Origin of the sequence: Amycolatopsis echigonensis, from assembly GCF_002846615.1 — a bacterium.
Classification (GTDB): domain Bacteria; phylum Actinomycetota; class Actinomycetes; order Mycobacteriales; family Pseudonocardiaceae; genus Amycolatopsis; species Amycolatopsis echigonensis.
In genome coordinates this window covers 932,989-949,200 of the sequence record NZ_PJMY01000003.1, presented here as the reverse complement: position 1 = coordinate 949,200, position 16,212 = coordinate 932,989, and the positions used below count along the sequence as shown (strand labels likewise).

14 protein-coding genes are annotated in these 16,212 nt (G+C 69.1%); 9 read left to right on the top strand and 5 right to left on the bottom strand.

Annotation, left to right across the window (positions count from 1 at the left end):
• The first annotated feature begins 36 nt into the window (after positions 1-36).
• Together ATK30_RS08970 and ATK30_RS08965 are read left to right on the top strand one after the other, a co-directional pair.
• Positions 37-576 (top strand): hypothetical protein, encoded by a 540-nt coding sequence (locus ATK30_RS08970; protein WP_101435180.1) that lies wholly within the window; start codon positions 37-39, stop codon positions 574-576.
• A 159-nt stretch (positions 577-735) separates the two neighbouring features.
• Positions 736-1,236, top strand: coding sequence for a hypothetical protein (locus ATK30_RS08965; protein WP_101435179.1), 501 nt, complete (start codon positions 736-738; stop codon positions 1,234-1,236).
• Positions 1,237-1,287: 51 nt separating this feature from the next.
• Here the strand turns inward: ATK30_RS08965 and ATK30_RS08960 are convergent, their stop codons facing one another.
• Both ATK30_RS08960 and ATK30_RS08955 read right to left on the bottom strand, forming a co-directional pair.
• Complete coding sequence (locus ATK30_RS08960; protein WP_101435178.1) at positions 1,288-2,853, bottom strand: sodium:solute symporter; 1,566 nt, start codon at positions 2,851-2,853, stop codon at positions 1,288-1,290.
• Between the two features lie 9 nt (positions 2,854-2,862).
• The gene (locus ATK30_RS08955) at positions 2,863-4,086 is read right to left on the bottom strand and encodes an anhydro-N-acetylmuramic acid kinase (protein WP_101435177.1); all 1,224 of its coding nucleotides are present in this window, start codon (positions 4,084-4,086) and stop codon (positions 2,863-2,865) included.
• Positions 4,087-4,226: 140 nt separating this feature from the next.
• Here ATK30_RS08955 and ftsY point away from each other — a divergent pair, with 140 nt between their 5' ends.
• The 3 genes from ftsY (at position 4,227) to ATK30_RS08940 (ending at position 6,739) form a co-directional block, all read left to right on the top strand.
• Positions 4,227-5,594 carry a signal recognition particle-docking protein FtsY gene (gene ftsY, locus ATK30_RS08950; RefSeq protein WP_101435176.1) on the top strand — a complete coding sequence of 456 codons (1,368 nt, stop codon included), beginning with the start codon at positions 4,227-4,229 and terminating at the stop codon, positions 5,592-5,594.
• Between the two features lie 342 nt (positions 5,595-5,936).
• Positions 5,937-6,257 (top strand): DUF4333 domain-containing protein, encoded by a 321-nt coding sequence (locus ATK30_RS08945; protein WP_208637305.1) that lies wholly within the window; start codon positions 5,937-5,939, stop codon positions 6,255-6,257.
• Entirely contained in the window at positions 6,254-6,739 is a 486-nt protein-coding gene (locus tag ATK30_RS08940) for a GNAT family N-acetyltransferase (RefSeq protein ID WP_101435175.1), read from the top strand. Before ATK30_RS08945 ends, ATK30_RS08940 begins: the two co-directional genes overlap by 4 nt.
• Positions 6,740-6,749: 10 nt before the next feature.
• Here the strand turns inward: ATK30_RS08940 and ATK30_RS08935 are convergent, their stop codons facing one another.
• A complete protein-coding gene (locus ATK30_RS08935) occupies positions 6,750-7,514 on the bottom strand; it encodes an IclR family transcriptional regulator (protein ID WP_101435174.1) in 765 nt (254 codons plus the stop codon).
• A 108-nt stretch (positions 7,515-7,622) separates the two neighbouring features.
• Between ATK30_RS08935 and aceB the strand changes: the two genes are divergently transcribed.
• From aceB to ATK30_RS08910, 4 genes are all read left to right on the top strand, one after another.
• Positions 7,623-9,197, top strand: coding sequence for a malate synthase A (gene aceB, locus ATK30_RS08930; protein ID WP_101435173.1), 1,575 nt, complete (start codon positions 7,623-7,625; stop codon positions 9,195-9,197).
• Positions 9,197-10,393, top strand: a complete 1,197-nt coding sequence (locus ATK30_RS08925; protein WP_101435172.1) for a DUF6986 family protein — start codon at positions 9,197-9,199, stop codon at positions 10,391-10,393. The genes aceB and ATK30_RS08925 overlap by 1 nt, the downstream gene beginning before the upstream one ends.
• Before the next feature lie 262 nt (positions 10,394-10,655).
• Positions 10,656-12,545, top strand: a complete 1,890-nt coding sequence (htpG, locus tag ATK30_RS08915; protein WP_101435171.1) for a molecular chaperone HtpG — start codon at positions 10,656-10,658, stop codon at positions 12,543-12,545.
• Between the two features lie 70 nt (positions 12,546-12,615).
• The gene (locus ATK30_RS08910; RefSeq protein WP_101435170.1) at positions 12,616-13,956 is read left to right on the top strand and encodes an 8-oxoguanine deaminase; all 1,341 of its coding nucleotides are present in this window, start codon (positions 12,616-12,618) and stop codon (positions 13,954-13,956) included.
• Positions 13,957-13,998: 42 nt separating this feature from the next.
• Here ATK30_RS08910 and ATK30_RS08905 read toward each other — a convergent pair whose 3' ends face one another.
• Positions 13,999-14,466, bottom strand: coding sequence for an RICIN domain-containing protein (locus ATK30_RS08905; RefSeq protein ID WP_101435169.1), 468 nt, complete (start codon positions 14,464-14,466; stop codon positions 13,999-14,001).
• Between the two features lie 273 nt (positions 14,467-14,739).
• On the bottom strand, positions 14,740-16,134 hold the full coding sequence (locus tag ATK30_RS08900) for an FtsW/RodA/SpoVE family cell cycle protein (RefSeq protein WP_101435168.1): 1,395 nt from the start codon (positions 16,132-16,134) through the stop codon (positions 14,740-14,742).
• Between the last annotated feature and the right edge of the window lie 78 nt (positions 16,135-16,212).

Here is a 16,212-nt window from a genome sequence, read left to right as displayed (position 1 = left end):
TGTTCACGAGAAACACATCCTGGAGGGGATTCGACAATGCGCAGCATGGTGGCCCGCACCCTGATTTCCGGTTCGATGCTCGGCGTGGCGCTCGCGGTCGCCGCGTGCAACGACGGCTCCCAGGCCGGGCAGGCCGCGGCAGTGCAGAGTTCGCTCTCGGCCGCGCCGACCGCGTCGTCGGTGGCCGCGCCGAGTTCTTCCGCGACGCCCACCCCGGCGCAGGCTCCGACGCACCCGAGCAAGCCCAAGCCACACCCGACGTCGGCCCAGCAACAGCCCAGCGACCGGTTGCCGGGCAAGGGCAAACTCGGCAACGGAGCCGACTGCGGACCGATCGACGGCCCCGACGGCAAGGTCGACGTGGTGACCGAGGCGATGCCGGCCGGCACCGTCGGGTGCACCGAGGCGATCAACGTGATGTCCGACTACCTGGCCCAGGCGCCGACCAAAGCCGAGGGCACCGGGCATTTCCTCGACGTCGACGGCTGGAACTGCGGATACGACGGCGGAAACGGCGGCACCAAGCAGATCTTCTGCGGCAGCAAGGGGCTTTCGTTCCACGGCAAGGCGGTGTGAGCGCGGTCCTTCTGCCACTCCCGTGCGGTGACGGCCCGGCTTCCTCTCGGGAAACCAGGCCGCTCGCCGGGTTTCCTCCGCCACGCTGCCGACCCGGCGCGGGCCGCCTAGGGTGATTTCCGCTGATCGGCGGCCGCAACCCCGGGGAGGAAAGCCTTCATGCGCACGATGGTGACCAAAGCCGTTGTCACGGCGTCGATGCTCGCTTTCGGCGGTCTCGCCGCGGCCTGCGGCGGCGGTAGCAGCGACCCGGCAGCCCAGTCGGCGGCGTTGGCCGCGCCGACCGTCACCTCCGCGCCGGAGAGCCCGGCGTACGGCACTGAGTCGGCGCCAGCGAGCAAGACACCCGGCCCGAGCACATCCCAGGGCAGCGGCGCGGACACCGGCGCGACGGCTGGCCCGCCGGTCGACTGCGGCCCGGTCGACGCGCCCAACGGCAAGGTCGGCGTGGTCGCGACCGAAACCAAGGCGGGCCGTCCTGGCTGCACCGAGGCGATCGACGTGATCACCGAGTATTTCCAGGACGCGCCGAAGAAGGCCGAGGGCACCGCGCACGTGCTGATGGTGAGCGGCTGGCGGTGCATGGCCGACACCGGCGCGCAGGGCAGCGGCCGGGTCGGCTGCGACAAGGACGGACGGGTCTTCTACACGCAGCCGTAACCCGCGTTCTCGCCGGGTTCCCGCGGGAACCCGGCGAGAGAAAAGACCTTGCTACGCGGTGGTTTCCGCGGGTTCCTCGACCTGCTCGACGTTCGGGTCGACGCCGCGCCGGCGCAGCGACAGCAGGCCGCCCACGATCAGCGTGATCAGTACGCCGGCGAAGGTGTACCAGTACGTCGCCAGCGGCACGAGTGTCTTCGTCGCCGCGCCGAACCGGATGTGCACGTCGGTCGTCGCCTTGTCGAATTTCACGAAGAGGATCAGGAACGCCATCCCGACCACCGAACAGGCGAACGCGATCACCGCGTCGGACTGGCGGGCCTTGCGCACGAGCAGGCCGAGGAAGAACGAGCCGAGCAAGGCACCGTAGGTGTAGCCGACGATCCCGAGGCCCTGCTGGATCACCGGGTCCTTCGAGTTGGTGAACATCGACGCGAACACCGCGAACACCGCCGCCCAGATGAGTGTCCACATGCGACCATGCCGGAGCAGCTTGGCGTCCTCGATCGACTTGTGCGTGAACCGCTGGTAGAGGTCGGCGATGGTGGAGGTGGACAGCGCGTTGAGCGCCGAGGCGAGCGCGCCCATGGTCGAAGCGAGGATGCCGGCGATCAGCAGCCCGGCCAGCCCGACCGGGAGGTCGTTGACGATGAAATTGGAGAACACGTCGTCGCCGGACATCTTCCCGGCCGCGACCGCGGTGGCTGTCGCGCCGGTCTTGCCGCCGGCGTAGACCCACAGCATCGCGCCGACGAGCAGGAACAGCGCGAACTGAATGAACACGACGATGGACGAGCCGATCAGCGCGCGCTGGCCGTCCCGCAGATTCCGGCAGGACAGCAGCCGGCCGACGATCAGCTGGTCCGCGCCGTGCGAAGCCATCGACAGGAACGCGCCGCCGACCACGGCGCAGAGGAACGCGTACGGGTTGGTGAGCAGGTTCGCCGTGAAGTCGGTGAGCTGGAACCGGCCCTGGCTCGAAGCGATCTGCGTCCAGCCGGACGGCAGCTTCGTGGACAGGAAGATCACCGCGCCGATCGCGCCGAGGATGTAGAGCGACCACTGGATGACGTCCACCCAGATCACCGACTTGATGCCGCCGACGAACGCGTAGACCACGGTGAGCGCGGTCAGCAGCACGACGATGTGCCAGTACTCGGTGTGGATGCCGTAGTGGCCGAGGATCGCCTTGATCGGGATCGCCCCGGCGAACAGCCGCAGCCCCTCGGCGAGCAGCCGCGTCACCACGAAGGTGACCGACGCGGTACCTTGCAGCCCGCGGCCGAAGCGGCGGCCGAGGAATTCGTACGCGCTCACGTAATTGCCGCGGAAATAGCGCGGCAGCAGCACGAACGCGGCGATCACCCGGCCGACGATGTAGCCGAACGCGACCTCCAGGAACAGGAAGGCGCTGCCGAACACGAGCCCGGGCGTGGAGATCACGGTGAGCGTGGACGTCTCGGTGGCCACCACCGAGAGCGTCACCGCCCACCACGGCATGCTGCGCTCGCCGACGAAGTAGTCGTTCGCGGACTTCTGTCTGCGTCCGACCAGCACGCCGATGACCGGCATCGCCGCGAGGTACACGATGACGATCACCAGATCGACTGGATTCATGGGGTTCTCCTACCGTGGTTGCCCGGATTGCGCGACCCGGAGCCGGGTCGCGGCGCCCCCCAGCGGGGCGGGGAGATTCAAGGGCGCCGCACCCGGCGTCAGCGCGCCGAGCAGGCGGGGACCGCTCGCTCCGGTGGCCGACGGCAGCGTCGCCGGGACGCCGCACCAGCTCAGCCAGCCGAGCAGCGCGGTCAGATAGGCCTCTTTGCCGGAGCCGGGGAGGCCGAGGTCGTCGCTGGTGCGGAGCGCGCCGCCGGGAAGATGCCGGGCCAACGCGGCCATCGTGGCGGGGTTCGCGACGCCGCCGCCGGACACGACGACGGTCGCGACGCGGTGCCGCCGGCATTCCGCGGCGACCGTCGCGGCGGTCAGTTCGGTGAGCGTGGCCAGCAGGTCCTCCGGCGACAACGGCGGCAGTCCGGACAAGGCCGCGTCCAGGTATCCGCCGTGGAAGTGCTCTTTGCCCGTGGATTTCGGGGGAGCGGCGGCGAAATAGGGATCGGCGAGCAGCCGGTCGAGCAGGTCGTCGCGGACTGAACCGGCGAGCGCGAGCCGTCCGTCGACGTCGGCGGACAGCTCGCCGTCGCTGACGCGGGCGGCGGCGAGATCGAGCAGCGCGTTGGCCGGGCCGGTGTCGTACGCGAGCACCTCGTCGGAGTGCGTGACCACGGTGATGTTGGCGATGCCGCCGAGGTTGAGCGCGGCCACCGGACGTCCGGTCTGCTCGGCGAGGCCGCGCAGCCACATCGCGTCGAGCGTGCTCGCCAGCGGGGCGCCCTGGCCGCCCGCGGTGATGTCGCGGATGCGGAGGTCGGCGATCACCGGCACTCCGGTGCGCTCCGCGATCCACGCCGGCTGCCCGAGCTGGAGCGTGCCGAGCGCGACGCCGTTTTCGACCCAGTGGTAGACGGTCTGGCCGAGCGAGGCGATCACGTCCACCGGCCCGTACGCGGCGATCCCGCGCGCGGCCGCGTCGGCGAACGCCTGGCCGACCCGGGTGTCGAGGACGGTCAGCTGCCGTGCGCTGCTCGGCCGCGGCGGGAGGGCGTCGAGGAGATCCGCGCGGAGGCCGGCGGGGTAGGGCACGTCGAGTTCGCCGAGCGGGGTGAGGACGACGGTCCCTTCGGTGTTGTCCTCGACGCGGATTTCGGCGACCGCGACGTCGATCCCGTCCACGGACGTGCCCGACAGCAGCCCGAGGACGCGGAAACAGTGGCCGGCGGGGGTGGTCATCCGATGTGGTCTAGTCAACACGGAAGGGGTGGCGCAAGACGCGTCGTGGAGTCTTGGCCGAATCGGAACCGTTCGCGTTACTCGTTGGCTTCGAGGTGGGGTGTCCCGTGGCCCGGGTACGCGGATGACAGGATGGTGGCGTGTCGAGCACCTGGTTCTGGATCGTTGTCGTCGCCGTCGTCGTCCTGGTCGCCGTTCTGGTGTCCGGGCTGCTCATCGCGCGCAAGCGGCGAATCAGCATCGCCGAACAGCGCGAGGTCGAGGAGAAGCCGAAGGGCGGCGGGTACGCCGCGAGCGGCGGTATCTCGCTGGCTCCCGGAGGGAAGACCGCGGAGGCCCCGCCGGAGCCTTCGCCGGAACCTTCGCCTGCTGCTGAGCCCGCGCCGGAGCCGGTGGTCGAACATCCCGTCGAGGACCGGCCGGAAGTCGACGGCCAGCCCGCGGTCGGCGACGACGCCGCGGTCCCGCGCGACTCCGACCAGCGCACGGTGCGCGACGTCAAGCTCCCCGAGCCGGTCGAAGAAGCGGCCCCGGAGGCAGTCGTGCCGGGGACCGTGGAGCCGATCGAGGAGATCGAGTCCCCCGCTGGCCGTCTTGAGCGGCTGCGCGGCCGGCTGTCGAAGTCCCGCTCGGTGTTCGGGCAGAGCCTCCTTGGCCTGCTCGGCGGCGGTGACCTGGACGAGGATTCCTGGCAGGACGTCGAAGACACGCTGCTCATGGCGGACCTCGGCGCCGCCACGACGACCCAGATCGTGGACCGCCTGCGCGACGAACTGAACCGGCGCGCGGTGCGCACGTCGGCGGAAGCGCGCGAACTGCTGCACGAGGTGCTGACCGCGTCGCTGTCCACGGACGCCGAACGCTCGGTTCGAGCCCTGCCGCACGAGGTGGACGGCAAGAAGCAGCCCGCGGTCGTGCTCGTGGCGGGCGTGAACGGCACCGGCAAGACCACGACGACCGGCAAACTGGCGCGAGTCCTCGTCGCGCAGGGCGGAACCGTCGTCCTCGGCGCGGCCGACACCTTCCGCGCCGCAGCCGCGGACCAGCTGCAGACCTGGGGCGAGCGAGTGGGCGCGTCAGTCGTGCGAGGCAAGGAAGGCGCGGACCCGGCGGCGGTCGCGTTCGACGCGGTCAAGCAGGGCATCAGCGAAGGCGTGGACACGGTCCTGGTCGACACCGCGGGCCGCCTGCACACGAAGACCGGCCTGATGGACGAACTCGGCAAGGTGAAGCGAGTCGTGGAAAAGCAGGCGCGGGTGGACGAGGTGCTGCTCGTGCTGGACGCCACGACCGGACAGAACGGACTCGCGCAGGCCCGGGTGTTCGCCGAGGTCATCGACGTGACGGGCATCGTCCTGACGAAACTCGACGGCACCGCCAAGGGCGGGATCGTGTTCCAGGTCCAGAAGGAGCTGGGAGTGCCGGTGAAGCTCGTGGGGCTGGGCGAAGGGCCGGACGACCTGGCCCCGTTCGAGCCGGGCGCGTTCGTGGACGCTTTGCTGGGCTGATTCCCCCAGACGGGTGGATAGCGGCCAAACCGGACATTCCTTGTAGTGTGGCCTGCCACGGTAGGTAGCGGCGCAGCTACGACTACGAGGGGTGGGCATGGCGGGCGGTTTCGGCGCGGTCCCGGAAGAACTGCTCCGGACGGCGAAGTCGATCGGGGATGTGCTCGGCAGATCCGCGGGTCTGCTGTGGCAAGGGCCGGGATCGGCCAAGGTGGCATCAAGGTCGGCGATCCGGAGTCCGGGCAGCAGCCCCGAGACCGCTCGAGCTGGCTGCGCTCGACGCGCGCTGCGATTTGCTAGACCGTATTCCCCCATCCGTCTGGACCAGGTAGGAGACCTGCTGTGCATCGTTCGATTCGTCTTGGCCTGCCCGTCCTCTGCGGGCTGGTGCTCACGGCTTGCAGCGTCTCGGTGTCGGCTGGCAACGAGATCTCCAAGGCTGATCTCGAGAAGAACATCTCCACCGTCCTCGAGCAGTCGAACAACGGGCGACGGCCGGATTCGGTCACATGCCCCGGGCCGATCAAGGCGGAGAACGGGCAGACCGCTCGCTGTTTCCTGACCGGCGGCGGTGAGAAATACGGCCTCACCGTGACTCTTTCCGGGGTCAACGGGTCTAAGGCCACTTACGACGTGAAGGTCGACGAGAAGCCGATGCAGTGAACCGCGTAATCCTCCGGACTCTCACCGAAGCCGATCGGGCGCGAGTGCACGAGATCCTGTCCGCTCCGGAGGTCGCGCAGTGGTGGGGCGATCCCGACGAGGAAACCGACGGCCTCCTCGCCGAAGGGGAAGACCAGACCTACGCCATCGAGTACGAAGGCCACACCGTCGGCGTCATCCAAAGCTGGGAGGAACTCACTCGCCGCTACCGGCACGCGGGGATCGACCTCGCCGTCCACCCGGACTACTACGGGCTCGGGCTCGGCGCGGAGGCGATCCGGATCCTTGCCCAGCGCCTGTTCGACCAGGGGCACCACCGGATCACCATCGATCCGGCGGCGGCCAACGTCCGCGCGATCCACGTGTACGAAAAGCTCGGGTTCCGCCGTGTCGGCATCCTGCGCGACTACGAGCAGGGGCTCGACGGCACCTGGCACGACGGCCTGCTGATGGACCTCCTCAAAGGCGAACTCAAGGGCTAGCTCAACGAACTCAGGTAACCGGCAGCTGCTGGGAAAGCCGGTCCGCCACCTTCTGCACCACTGGCGCGATGTGGCTGACCGCGTCCGCCGTCAGCCGGCCGGACGGGCCGGACACCGACACCGCGGCGGGCACCGGTGCGCCGGGGATCGCGACGGCGATGCAGCGCACCCCGAGTTCCTGCTCCGCCTCGTCCAGTGCGTAACCCTGTCCGGCGATCTTTTTCAGCTCCAGCGCCAGCGCGTCCGGGTCGGTGAAGGTGTGCTCGGTGTACGCCGGCATTCCGGTGCGTTCCAGCAGCGCCGAGACCTCGTCGGCGGGCAGTTCCGCCAGCATCGCCTTGCCCACGCCGGTGCCGTGCGGCAGCAGGCGCCGCCCCACTTCGGTGAACATCCGCATCGAGTGCTTCGACGGCACCTGCGCGACGTACACCACCTCGTCGCGTTCCAGCACCGCCAGGTTCGCCGTCTCGCCGACCTCCTCGACCAGCTCCACCAGCAGCGGCCGCGCCCACGCGCCGAACTGCATGCTGGCGTTCTCGCCGAGCCGGATCAGCCGGGCGCCCAGCGCGTAGTGCCGGTTGGTGTTCTGCCGGACGTAGCCCAGCGACACCAGCGTGCGGATCAGCCGGTGGATCGTCGGCATCGGCAGCCCGGACAGGGTCGCCAGCTCCGACAGGCTGGCCTCGCCGCCGGTGTCCGCCAGGTGCTCCAGCAGCTCGAACGCGCGCTGCAGGGACTGGACGCCGCCGTCTCGTCCGCTCTTCTCAGCCGCCACCAGTGGTCCTCCTCACAGACCCGATTGATGTTCCGCTATGCAGAAACTATAGTCCGTCAGGTAAAAACCGTAGGGACGTTATCCAAAGCACTACTCGGGGTGTTGCGCATGTCTGAGGTCCAGGTACTCGGCGGGTCCGTCGAGCGTGGGGACGAGATTCTGACGCCGGAAGCCCTCGCTTTCGTAGCGGGCTTGCACGACGAGTACGCCGCGCGGCGCGACGAACTGCTCGTCGCGCGCGGCAAGCGGCGCGAGGAGGCCCGCACCACCGGCCGGCTCGATTTCCTCCCGGAGACGAAGGAGATCCGGGAGGGCGACTGGCGGGTCGCCGAGGCTCCGGCGGCACTGCGCGACCGCCGCGTGGAGATCACCGGCCCGACCGACCGCAAGATGACCATCAACGCCCTCAACTCCGGCGCCAAGGTGTGGCTCGCCGACTTCGAGGACGCCAACACGCCGCACTGGGCGAACGTCGTGGGCGGCCAGGTCAACCTGTCCGACGCGATCCGCGGCACGATCACGCTCGACCAGAACGGCAAGCACTACGAGCTGAAGCCCGACGTCGAGCACGCGACGATCGTGGTCCGCCCGCGCGGCTGGCACCTCGACGAGCGGAACCTGACCTTCGGCGGGCGGAAGGGCGTCGGCGCGCTGGTCGACTTCGGCCTGTTCTTCTTCCACAACGCCCAGGAGCTGCTCAACCGCGGCAAGGGCCCGTACTTCTACCTGCCGAAGATGGAAAGCCACCTCGAAGCGCGGCTGTGGAACGACGTGTTCACGCACGCGGAGAAGGCGCTCGGCATCCCGCACGGCACCGTCCGCGCCACCGTGCTGATCGAGACCATCCCGGCCGCGTTCGAGATGGAAGAGATCCTCTACGAACTGCGCGAGCACGCCTCCGGCCTCAACGCGGGCCGCTGGGACTACCTGTTCAGCGTCATCAAGTACTTCCGTGACGCGGGCGAGAAATTCGTGCTGCCGGACCGCAACTCGGTCACCATGACCGCGCCGTTCATGCGCGCCTACACCGAACTGCTCGTGCGCACCTGCCACAAGCGCGGCGCGTTCGCGATCGGCGGCATGGCCGCGTTCATCCCGAGCAAGGACCCGGAAGTCAACAAGGGCGCCTTCGAGAAGGTGCACGCCGACAAGTCGCGGGAGGCCGGGGACGGCTTCGACGGTTCGTGGGTCGCGCACCCGGGCATGGTCGCACTCTGCAAGGAAGAGTTCGACAAGGTCCTCGGTGACAAGCCGAACCAGCTCGAGCGCACCCGCGACGACGTGAGCGTCACCGCCGACCAGCTGCTGGACGTCGCCTCGACGCCGGGCAGCGCCACCGCGGCCGGCCTGCGCGCGGCGGTCGACGTCGGCATCCGCTACCTGGCTTCGTGGCTGGGCGGCAACGGCGCGGCGGCGATCCACAACCTGATGGAAGACGCCGCCACGGCCGAGATTTCGCGGTCGCAGGTGTGGCAGTGGGTCAAGAACGGCACGCAGCTGGACAACGGCGAGAAGGTCACCGCGGAGCTGGTGCGCGGCGTCGTCGCCGACGTCCGCGGCGAGCTCGCGGCGGAGGTTCCGGACGATCTCCTGAAGCCCGCGGTCGAGCTGTTCGAGCAGGTCGCGCTGGCCGACGACTTCCCGGACTTCCTGACCCTGCCGGCTTACGAGCACATCCAGTAATGGGCGGCGGACGACTCGCCGAGGACGTCTACAGCGCCGCCGACGCGCGGTTGGCCGAGGCCGACGCGCGCGTGGCGGCGAAGTACCCCGGCGAGTCTCCGGGCCGTCGTCCGGTGCACACGGTGTATGTGCCGGCGTCGCAGTACCGCACGCGCTTGGTCGCCGACTGGGGCAAGCAGGCGATGCGGGTCTTCGTCGAGCACGGCGACCTGCTGAACCTCGACCCGGCGGTGGCCGAGCGGGTCCGCGAGAAGCTCCTCACCGAGCCGATCGAGGACCTCCGCATCGACTTCGAGGACGGCTACGGCCATCCCGGCGACGGAGCGGAGGACGCGGCCGCGGAGAGCGCCGGGCGGACGCTCGCGACCACCGGCGGCACCCCGTTTGTCGGGATCCGGTTCAAGAGCTTCGAAGCCGCGACCCGGCGACGGGGCATCCGGACGCTCGATCTGTTCCTGTCGGGCCTGCTGTCCGAAGGATCGCTGCCGGACGGATTCGTGGTGACGCTGCCGAAGGTCACCGCGGTCGAACAGGTCGAGGTCGCCGCGGAAGTGTTGGGGCGACTGGAAACCGCGTACGGACTGGAGGACCGCGCGCTGCGGTTCGAGGTGCAGATCGAGACCGCGCAGTCGATCCTCTCGACCGACGGCACGGTCTCGGTCGCGCGGATCATCCAGGCCGCGGACGGCCGGTGCTCCGGGCTGCATTACGGGACCTACGACTACAGCGCGGGTCTCGGCATCAGCGCGGCGTACCAGAGCATGGCGCACCCCGCCGCCGACTTCGCGAAGCAGCTGATGCAGGTCGCGGCTGCCGGAACGGGCGTGCGGCTGTCCGACGGTTCGACCAACCGGCTTCCGGTGGGCGACGACCTGCCGGGCGCCTGGGCGGAACACCTGCGCCTGGTGCGGCGGTCGCTGGAGAACGGCTTCTACCAGGGCTGGGACCTGCATCCGCACCAGCTGCCGACCCGGTACGCGGCGACGTACGCCTTCTACCGCGAGGGCGCCCCGGCGGCGGCCAAGCGGTTGCAGGACTACGCGTCGAACACGTCCGGGGGAGTGCTGGACGAACCCGCCACCGCGGAAGCGCTGGCGCGGTATCTGCTCGGCGGGTTCCACTGCGGTGCGCTGGCGGAGTCCGAGCTGCCCTTCGAGGTGGCGCGGCTCGACGCGTACGCGCGGCGCCAAGCCTGAACCACGCCGCGAGTGCCTGCGCTGACCGGCGCAGGCACTCGCGGCCTGGCGCAGTACGACATCCTCGGCGAAATACGGGGCCAGCGGGGCAAAAGAAGCCGAACCGGGGCCACCGGCGGCGAAATGCTCAGCCTCGGCTCGATACCCGCTCCGGCTGGCACCGCTGGCCGCACTCGGACTTCGCGGTCTCCGCACGTTCTGTCGTCCCTGCTGGGTAGACTTCACGACGGTCTTTTCAGGGGCGAAAGGAAACACGAAAGCCATGGCTGAGGGAACCGGGACGGTCGAAACGCTGGAGTTCCAGTCCGAGGCGCGCCAGTTGCTGCAGCTGATGATCCACTCGATCTACTCGAACAAGGACATCTTCCTGCGCGAGCTGGTCTCCAACGCCTCCGACGCGCTGGACAAGCTCCGGCTCGAGACGTACCGCGACAAGGATCTGCAGGCGGATACCGACAACCTGCACATCGAGATCCTCCTCGATTCCGACGCGCGCACCCTCACCGTGCGCGACAACGGCATCGGGATGAGCCGGGACGACGTCGTCAACCTGATCGGCACCATCGCGAAATCCGGCACCGCCGACTTCCTGCGCAAGCTGAAGGAGTCGAAGGAATCCGCGGGCCAGGACCTGATCGGGCAGTTCGGCGTCGGCTTCTACTCCAGCTTCATGGTCGCCGACAAGGTCACCCTGGTGACCCGGCGCGCGGGCACCGACGAGGGCGTCCGCTGGGAATCCACCGGCGAGGGCACCTACACGATCGAGTCCCTCTCCGACGCCCCGCAGGGCACCTCGGTGACGCTGCACCTCAAGCCCGCCGACGACGAGGACCACCTCTACGACTACACGTCGCCGTGGAAGGTGCGCGAGATCGTCAAGCGCTACTCCGACTTCATCACCTGGCCGGTGCAGATGGCCAAGACCGGCGAGGGCGAAGAGGGCAGTGCCGGTCTCGAGACGGTCAACTCGATGAAGGCGCTCTGGGCGCGTTCGAAGGACGAGGTCTCCGACGAGGAGTACCACGAGTTCTACAAGCACATCAGCCACGACTGGACCGACCCGCTCGAGACGGTCCGGATGCAGGCCGAGGGCACCTTCGAGTACCAGGCGCTGCTGTTCCTGCCTTCGCGCGCGCCGATGGACCTGTTCATGCGGGACGCGAAGCGCGGCGTGCAGCTTTACGTCAAGCGCGTGTTCATCATGGACGACTGCGAAGCGCTGATGCCGAACTACCTGCGCTTCGTGAAGGGGGTCGTCGACGCGCAGGACCTGTCGCTGAACGTGTCGCGCGAGATCCTGCAGCAGGACCGGCAGATCCGCGCGATCCGGCGGCGGCTGGAGAAGAAGATCCTCTCGACGGTCAAGACGATGATGACCGAGGAGCCGGAGAAGTACGCGACGTTCTGGTCCGAGTTCGGCCGCGCGGTGAAGGAAGGCCTGATCGACGACCCGGAGAACCGGGAGCAGATCCTGGAGATCTCGTCGTTCGCCTCGACGCACCACGCGGAGAAGCCCACTTCGCTGCGCGACTACGTGTCGCGGATGAAGGAGGGCCAGGAGCACATCTACTACCTGACCGGCGATTCGCGCACCACGATCGAGAACTCGCCGCACCTGGAAGCGTTCCGCGCCAAGGGATACGAGGTGCTGATCCTCACCGACCCGGTCGACGAGATGTGGGCCGACGCGGTGAGCGGCTTCGACGGCAAGACGTTCCAGTCGGTCGCGAAGGGCGAGGTCGACCTCGGCGACGAGACGTCCGAGGAGAAGAAGGCCGAGTACGAGGACCTGCTGAAGTGGATGTCGGCGACGCTGTCCGACACCGTCAAGGAGGTCCGGCTGTCGTCGCGGCTGACGACGTCGCCGTCGTGCATCGTCGGCGACGCGGGCGATCTGACGCCGACGCTGGAGAAGATGTACCGCGCCATGGGGCAGGAACTGCCGCCGGTGAAGCGGGTGCTGGAGCTGAACCCGGACCACGCGCTGGTGACCGGCCTGCGCAAGGCGTTCGCCGAGCACCCGGAGGACGCCTCGCTGGCCGAGACGGCGGAGCTGTTGCACGGCATGGCTTTGCTCGCCGAGGGCGGCGAGCTGAGCGACCCCAGCCGGTTCCTGAACCTGGTGGCGGATCGCGCGGCCAAGGCGTTGTGACGGGTTTCGTGAGTGGCTGCCCCGGGTTCGGGGTAGCCACTCACGAGATCTCCCGGAGGTGAGTTGTCGCATGAGGACAGTCGTCGAGAACGCCGCGATCGCGACGGTCAGCGGTCCCGAGTACCGCAACGGACACGTCGTCCTCGAGGACGACCGCATCGCAGCCGTCGGCGACGGCGCCTTCACCGGCGAGGTGGACGAACGCGTCGATGCCACTGGCTGCCTCGTCACGCCCGGCCTCGTGAACACGCACCACCACCTCTACCAATGGGCCACGCGCGGCCTCGCCGCCGACCACACCCTCTTCGAGTGGCTGGTCGCGCTGTATCCGGTGTGGGCCAAGCTGACCGAGGAGATCACGCACGCCGCCGGTGCCGCCGGAATGGCGCGGCTCGCCCTGAGCGGCTGCACCACGGTCGCCGACCACCACTACGTCTTCCCGCGCGACGGCGGCGACCAGGTGGCCGCGCTCGTCGCCGCGCGGGAACGGATCGGGCTGCGGCTGCACCTGGTGCGAGGCTCGATGGACCGCGGCGAGTCGGACGGCGGGCTGCCGCCGGACAGCCTGGTCGAGACCGCCGAGGACGCTCTGCTCGGCACCGAAGCCGCGATCGACCGCTACCACGACGCCTCGCCGGACGCGCACCTGCGGATCGCGGCGGGCCCGTGCTCGCCGTTCACCGTCACCGAGCGGCTGATGGCCGAGTCGGCGGAATTGGCCCGGCGCAAGGGCGTCCGGCTGCACACTCACCTGGCCGAAACCCAGGACGAGGAAAAGCAATGCCTCGCCGAAACCGGCCTCACGCCCGCGGAGTACGCGGACAAACTGGGCTGGCTGGCGTCGGACGTCTGGCTGGCGCACACCGTGCACCTCGCGCCGGAGGCGATCCGCCGTTTCGGCGCGACGGCGACGGGTTCCGCGCATTGCCCGACGTCGAACGGCCGTCTGGGCAGCGGAATCGCCCCGGTGCGGGACTTGCTCGACGCCGGTGCTCCGGTCGGCTTGGGCGTCGACGGCGCGGCTTCAAGCGAATCCGGCGGCTTGGCGGAGGAGCTGCACCAGGCATTGCTGCAGGCCCGGCAACGCGGCGGGCCGACCGGGTTGACGACGCGGGAAGCGTTGTGGCTCGGCACGATGGGCGGCGCGCGGTGTCTCGGCCGCGAGCAGGACATGGGCTCGGTGGAGGTGGGAAAGCTCGCGGATCTGGCGGTATGGGATCTGAACGGGCTGAACTACGCGGGCATCGACGACCCGGTCGCGGCGTTGGTCTTGGCCGCGCCGCCGCCGCTGCGGAGGCTGTTCGTGGGCGGGAAGACCGTGGTGGAGACAGGCCAGCTGAGGACGGCGGACGAGTCGGCGATCGCGAGCGAGCTGGCGAAGGCGAGCGCCCGGCTGCGGGAAGACGGGTAGCCCGGTGGGCCGCTCTCGCGAACGGCCCACCGGCTTCAAGGGTCAGACCCGTTCCATGGTCCACAGCGCGGTCGGCGCGTGGCAGATCCGCACCCCGACCGCTTCGGGGCTGCCGCCGCTGTTGTTCAGGCAGAGCCCGGTCTGAACGTTCTTGACGTACTTGTTCGTCGTGGACGAAGTCGTCCAGTCAGTGGTGTTGGACGAGCAGGTCGTGGTGAAAACGGCCGTTCTGCTCGCGGCGAGGCAGGCGTTGGTCGCCAGGTTCCGGAACTTGCCCGGGGCGTAGTTGGTCCATACCTGGTTTCGCCCGCCGTTGCACGTGAGCGTGTAGACATCCCCTCCCGTGTTGCTGTCCAAGCAGGAGCTCGTTCCCGCGCGATGGATCTTGAAGTTCGCGCCGGCGGCGACGGATTGCTCCCCCGCGTAGGCGGTGCCGGACAGGGCGGCAGTGAGCATCGCGGCACCCGCGCCCGCTCCGGCGATCCGCAGCAGCATTCCCCTCGATGGCATGTCAGTCCTTTCGCAGTAGATGACTGGACGGGAGACACGCTGACATGCGCCGTCCTCAAGTCGTCCCTATTCCGTCATCTAGCTCATCGAGGCCGTTTGACCAGCACCGTTCCCGCGTCGGCCAACGGCGCCCGCGCTGCCTGCACCGGTTCTGTCGCACTTGGCTGGCGTGCCGCGTCCGGAGGTCGGGTGCGAGTGCTCGCGGGAAGACCCGTTGCTCGCCTCCGCGGCTCCGGGTCGATGGCTTGCCGTGTGTTCGGGACGGCTGACGGCTCAGCGAGGCCGTTTGACCAGCACCGTTCCCGCATCAGCCAACGGCGCCCGTGCCGCCTGCACCGGTTCTGTCGCGCTCGGCTGGCGCGCGGCGTCCGAAATACGCAGCAGCAGTGCGACCAGGATGTAGTTCGCGAGCAGCGACGAGCCGCCCTTCGAGAGGAACGGTGCGGTGATCCCGGTTTCCGGAATCAGCTTCGTCACCCCGCCCACGACCACGAAAATCTGCATCACCACGGTGAACGCCAGCCCGCCGCCGAGGAGTTTGCCGAAGCTGTCCCGGACGGCGAGCGCGTGCCGCATTCCGCGCAGGGCGATCAGCAGGTACAGCATCAGCACCGCGGCCAGTCCGAGGAAGCCCAGTTCCTCGCCGATGCTGGCGGTGATGAAGTCGGTGTTCGACTCGGGCACGATGTCCGGCCGGCCCGCGCCGAGGCCGGTTCCGCCCATGCCGCCGGTGCCGAGGCCGAACAGGCCCTGGGCGATCTGGTATCCGCCGCCTGCCTGGTCGTAGGTCGCGAGCGGGTCGAGCCAGTTCGCGACGCGCTGCCGCACGTGGTTGAACAGGAAGTAGGCCAGCACGCAGCCGCCGACGAACACCGTCAGCCCGGCGTAGATCCAGATCGCCCGCTCGGTCGCGAGGTAGATCATCACCAGGACGATCCCGAAGAACAGCAGCGAGGCGCCGAGTTCCTTCTCGAACGCCAGCACCGCGACGCAGCCGAGCGCGGCGATGATGATCGGCCCGAGGTCGCGTGCCCGCGGCAGTTCGATGCCGAGCACCTTCCGCCCGGCGACCCGGAACAGCTCCCGTTTCGCCACCAGCGTGGTCGCCGTGAACACGATCAGCAGCAGCTTCGCGAACTCGCCCGGCTGGATCGACATCGGGCCGATCTTGATCCACACCTTCGCGCCGTTCACCTCCGAGAGCGACGCGGGCAGCAGCGCGGGCAGCAGAACCGCGACAATCCCGGCCAGTCCGGCGAGGTAGCCGTACCGGGTCAGCACCCGGTGATCGCGCACGAACCCGAGCACCGCGAGGAACAACACCAGCGCCACGACCGTCCACAGGACCTGCTGTCCGGCGACGGCCGAGTACACCTTGCCCCGCTGCCCCGCCTGTTCGGCGAGCCCGAGGTCGATCCGGTGGATCACCACCAGGCCCAGCCCGTTCAGCAGCGCGGTGCAGGGCAGGATCAGCGGGTCGGCGTGCGGGGCCCAGCGCCGGACCGCGAGGTGTGCTGCCGCCACCACCGCGGTGAACGAGGCGCCGTAGCCGACTACCGCGGAGTCGATCCGCGCCAAGGCGTTCGCGTCCACGAGCAGGAACGCACACCAGACGATCCCCACCGCGAACAGAAGCAGCCGCAATTCCGTACCGCGCCCGGCAGGCATGGATTTCCCGTCGTCAGAAATCAGTGAACGGCCGCGAGGGTAGCCACTGATTTCTGGCAGGACGCTGAGAATGCCCGG

Bases quoted from the DNA above. Each gene is read 5' to 3' on its own strand.
- htpG (WP_101435171.1), top strand. From the start codon at position 10,656: ATGGCTGAGGGAACCGGGACGGTCGAAACGCTGGAGTTCCAGTCCGAG.
- aceB (WP_101435173.1), top strand. From the start codon at position 7,623: ATGTCTGAGGTCCAGGTACTCGGCGGGTCCGTCGAGCGTGGGGACGAG.
- ATK30_RS08905 (WP_101435169.1), bottom strand. From the start codon at position 14,466: ATGCCATCGAGGGGAATGCTGCTGCGGATCGCCGGAGCGGGCGCGGGT.
- ATK30_RS08925 (WP_101435172.1), top strand. From the start codon at position 9,197: ATGGGCGGCGGACGACTCGCCGAGGACGTCTACAGCGCCGCCGACGCG.
- ATK30_RS08970 (WP_101435180.1), top strand. From the start codon at position 37: ATGCGCAGCATGGTGGCCCGCACCCTGATTTCCGGTTCGATGCTCGGC.
- ATK30_RS08960 (WP_101435178.1), bottom strand. From the start codon at position 2,853: ATGAATCCAGTCGATCTGGTGATCGTCATCGTGTACCTCGCGGCGATG.
- ATK30_RS08965 (WP_101435179.1), top strand. From the start codon at position 736: ATGCGCACGATGGTGACCAAAGCCGTTGTCACGGCGTCGATGCTCGCT.
- ATK30_RS08955 (WP_101435177.1), bottom strand. From the start codon at position 4,086: ATGACCACCCCCGCCGGCCACTGTTTCCGCGTCCTCGGGCTGCTGTCG.
- ATK30_RS08910 (WP_101435170.1), top strand. From the start codon at position 12,616: ATGAGGACAGTCGTCGAGAACGCCGCGATCGCGACGGTCAGCGGTCCC.
- ATK30_RS08900 (WP_101435168.1), bottom strand. From the start codon at position 16,134: ATGCCTGCCGGGCGCGGTACGGAATTGCGGCTGCTTCTGTTCGCGGTG.